This window comes from Actinomadura geliboluensis, assembly GCF_005889745.1.
Classification (GTDB): domain Bacteria; phylum Actinomycetota; class Actinomycetes; order Streptosporangiales; family Streptosporangiaceae; genus Spirillospora; species Spirillospora geliboluensis.
Window position 1 is genome coordinate 1 of the sequence record NZ_VCKZ01000603.1, and the last position, 3,979, is coordinate 3,979.

The 3,979-nt window shown below is 71.9% G+C and carries 3 protein-coding genes; 2 read left to right on the forward strand and 1 reads right to left on the reverse strand.

Annotation, left to right across the window (positions count from 1 at the left end; all coding sequences use genetic code 11):
- Nucleotides 1–165 precede the first annotated feature (165 nt).
- A complete protein-coding gene (locus ETD96_RS42190) occupies nucleotides 166–1,326 on the forward strand; it encodes an NADH:flavin oxidoreductase (protein ID WP_138642084.1) in 1,161 nt (386 codons plus the stop codon).
- Between the two features lie 24 nt (nucleotides 1,327–1,350).
- A complete protein-coding gene (locus ETD96_RS42195) occupies nucleotides 1,351–2,157 on the forward strand; it encodes an HTD2 family dehydratase (RefSeq protein WP_138642085.1) in 807 nt (268 codons plus the stop codon).
- On the opposite strand, the gene ETD96_RS42200 is transcribed toward ETD96_RS42195, so the two are convergent.
- On the reverse strand, nucleotides 2,154–3,809 hold the full coding sequence (locus tag ETD96_RS42200; protein ID WP_138642086.1) for a glycerol-3-phosphate dehydrogenase/oxidase: 1,656 nt from the start codon (nucleotides 3,807–3,809) through the stop codon (nucleotides 2,154–2,156). The two genes, ETD96_RS42195 and ETD96_RS42200, sit on opposite strands and share 4 nt — an antisense overlap.
- Nucleotides 3,810–3,979 lie beyond the last annotated feature (170 nt).

Sequence of the window (3,979 nt, forward strand, 5' to 3'; positions counted from 1 at the left end):
GTCGTCGCGCGAGACCTGCGAGATGGAGCCCGCCAGATTCTGGATCAAGCGGTCCTTCTCGCCGTCCGATATCAGCCGGTACAGGTGGTCGAGGTTCAAGCCAGAGCCGGTGGTTGTTCACTCGGGGATCGGGTTCTCACTCAAGAGGGTGGAACGGAGGCTGGTGTGGACGTGTTCGAGACGGCTCGGTTGGGGCCGCTGACGTTGCGCAACCGGGTGATCAAGGCGGCCACCTTCGAGGGGATGGCGCCCGAGTCCCTGGTCACCGATGAGCTGATCGAGTACCACCGGCGGCCCGCCGCCGGGGGAGTGGGCATGACGACCGTCGCCTACTGCGCGGTCTCGCCCGAGGGGCGGACGGAGCGGGGGCAGATCTGGATGCGGCCCGAGGCCGTTCCGGGGCTGCGCCGGCTCACCGACGCCGTGCACGCCGAGGGCGCCGCCGCGTCCGCGCAGCTCGGGCATGCCGGGCCGGTCGCGGACGCCAGCTCCAACAAGCTGCCCGCGATCTCCGCGGGGCGCTTCTTCAACCCGCTCGGCATGGCGTTCACCAAGGTCGCCACGGCCGACGACATCGCGCGTATCACCCGCGCGCACGCCGACGCCGCACGGCTGGCGATCGAGTCCGGGTTCGACGCCGTGGAGATCCACTTCGGGCACAACTACCTGGCCAGCTCGTTCCTCAGCCCGCGCCTCAACAAGCGCAAGGACGGGTACGGCGGGCCGATCGAGAACCGCGCCAAGGTCGCGCTCGGCATCGCCCGCGCCGTCCGGGACGAGGTGGGCGACCGCATCGCGATCACCGCGAAGCTCAACATGCGGGACGGCGTCCGCGGCGGCCTGGAGATCGACGACAGCCTGTACGTCGCCCGCGCGCTGCAGGACGACGGCACCGTCGACGCCCTCGAACTGACCGCGGGCAGCTCGCTGCTCAACCCGATGTACCTGTTCCGCGGCGAGATGCCCATCCCGGAGTTCGCCGCCGGCTACAAGCTGCCGATGCGCGTCGGCCTGCGCATGTTCGGCAAGCGGTTCCTGCGCGTGTACCCGTACCAGGACGCCTACCTGCTGGAGCACGCCCGCAGGTTCCGCGCCGAACTGGACCTGCCGCTCGTCCTGCTGGGCGGCATCACCACCCGCGAGACCATGGACAAGGCGATGGAGGAGGGCTTCCAGTTCGTCGCCATGGCGCGCGCCCTGCTCCGCGAACCCGACCTCGTGAACCGCATCGCCGCCGACCCGTCCACCCCGTCGCTGTGCATCCACTGCAACCGGTGCGTCCCCACCATCTACAAGGGCACCCACTGCCCCCTCATCCCGGCCTGACGCGCGGGCTGGGACGATGAGCCGATGATCGACATCGCGGGATGGGCACCGGAGCCGCAGGAGGCGACCGAGGTCATCGACGCGGCGCCCTCGGCGGCGCTCGCGGGTGTGCTGGACGTCGAGCCGCCCGGGGACGAGCTGCCGCCGCTGTGGCAGTGGGTCCACTTCCTGGAGCGGCCCGCGCAGCGGGAGCTTGGGCCGGACGGGCATCCGCGCGACGGGCGGTTCCTGCCGCCCCTTCCTGAGCGGCGCCGCATGTTCGCCGGAGGACGGTTTCGCATTCGAGAGCCCTTGCGGTTCGGTGACACGGTCACTCGGAGGACGGAGCTCGTCTCGACGGTCGTGAAACAAGGGCGCAGTGGGGAAATGCTGTTCGTCACCGTCCGCCATATTTTTCTGCGGGACGGCGCTGAGATCGCGGTGGAGGAGCAGGATCTCGTCTACCGAAGCGGCGATGCCAAGTCTTCGCCGGGCGAGGTGTCGTTTTCCAGCCCTGATGTGAAGGCGCCTTGGATGTTGCCGGTCACCGCTGACCCGGTGTTGCTGTTCCGGTTCAGCGCGCTTACCTACAACGCCCATCGCATCCATTACGACGAGGCGTACGCGACCGAAGTGGAGGGGCACGGCGGGCTCGTCGTGCACGGGCCGCTGCTCGCGATCCTCTGCCTCGAACTGCCGCGCCGGGCGGGCCGGACGGTGCGCGAGCTGTCGTTCCGCGCCCGCCGGCCCGTCTACGCGCGGCAGCCGTTCGTCGCGGCCGGCTCCCCGGACGGGGACCTGTCCATCGAGGCGCCCGGCGGGGTCACCGCGATGACCGCGACGTTCGCCTAGGCGGCGGCCTCCGCGTGGGCGGCGCCGCCGCGGCGCTCCTCGGCGGTCCGCCGGACGAACCGCTTGATCTCGTCGTGGACGTCCTCCTCGTCCCAGCCGAGGACGGGCGCCACCAGCTCGGCGACGCGGGACGCCGCGGCCACGCCGCCGTCCCACTCCTCGATCGCCGCCCGGAGCCGGCGGGCCAGGACGTCCTCCAGGTGCAGGGCGCCCTCGTGCGTCACCGCGTAGACGGCCTCGGCGCACAGGTAGTCCTCGGCGCCGGGGATGGGCGCGCCGAGCGCCGAGCTGTCGGCGACGAGCCGCAGAACCTCCAGGGCGCACGCCCCGTAGCGGCGCAGCAGGTGCTCGACCCGCGCGACGTGCAGCCCCGACTCGGCGGCGAGGCGGCGCCGCTCGTTCCACAGCACCTCGAAGCCGGTCGCGCCGAGGAGCGGCAGCCGGGCGGTGACGGACGCGGGCACGGACTCGTCCAGGCCGTCGGCGACCGCGTCCACCGCGTCCTGCGCCATCACCCGGTAGGTGGTGAACTTGCCGCCGGTGACGACGACGAGGCCCGGGACCGGCTCGGCGACGGCGTGCTCGCGCGACAGCCGCGTCGTGTCGTCGAACTCGCCGGACAGCAGGGGCCGCAGCCCCGCGTAGACGCCCTCGATGTCGTCGTGGGTGAGCGGCGTCCGCAGGACGGCGTTCGCCTGGTCGAGGAGGTAGCCGATGTCGGTGTGCTCGGCGACGGGCTCGTCCGGCCCGTCGTCGTGCGGGGTGTCGGTGGTGCCGACGAGCCAGTGCCGCCCCCACGGGATGATGAACAGCACGCTCTTGGACGTTCGCGTGATCAGGCCGGTCTCCATCGGGATCCGGTCGCGCGGCACCACCAGGTGGACGCCCTTGGACGCGCGGACCCCGAACGCGGCCCGGGAGCCGGTCATCGCCTGCGCGCCGTCCGTCCACACACCGGTCGCGCACACCACCCGGCGGGCCCGCACGGCGATTTCCTGGCCGCCCTCCAGGTCGACGACCGTGGCGCCGGTGACCCGCTCGCCCTCGCGCAGGAACCCCGTCGCCTCGGCCCGGGTGGCGACTTTCGCGCCGTACTGGGCCGCGGTGCGCGCGACCATCATCGTGTAGCGGGCGTCGTCCACCTGCGCGTCGTAGTACTGGACGGCGCCCACCAGTGCGTCCGAGCGCAGCGCGGGCGCCTGGCGCAGCGCCCCGCGCCGGGTCAGTTGCCGGTGGCGGGGCAGTGCCCGGCTTCCGCCCATCGTGTCGTACAGGGTGACGCCCGCGCTGACGTAGGCCCGCTCCCACACCCGGTTGCGCAGCGGATACAGGAACTGGACGGGACGCACCAGGTGCGGCGCGAGGCGGTGCAGCAGCAGGCCGCGTTCCCGCAACGCCTCCCGCACCAGCCCGAAGTCGCGCTGTTCGAGGTAGCGCAGGCCGCCGTGGATGAGCTTGCTGGAGCGGCTGGACGTCCCCGCCGCCCAGTCCCGCGCCTCCACCAGGGCGACGGACAGCCCCCGCGAGATCGCGTCGAGGGCCGCGCCGGCACCGACGATGCCGCCGCCGATCACCAGCACGTCGAACTCGGCCTCGGCGAGGGCGCGCAGCGCGTCCTCGCGGTACCGCGGACCGAGGGCTACGGATGTCACTGCTCTCTCCCAAAAAAACGCCGAAGGAAGTTCGTCAATTGAATGGCGGCGGGTGGGGGCTGGAGGACGGTGCCGAACGAAGTTCGTCAACTGAATGGTGGTGGGTGGGGGCCGAACGACGGGGCCCCACCCACCACCATTCAGTTGACGAACTTCGTTCGGCACCGTCC

What these genes read in the sequence shown, in the direction of transcription:
- ETD96_RS42195 (WP_138642085.1), top strand. Translation starts at nt 1,351, where the DNA reads ATGATCGACATCGCGGGATGGGCACCGGAGCCGCAGGAGGCGACCGAG.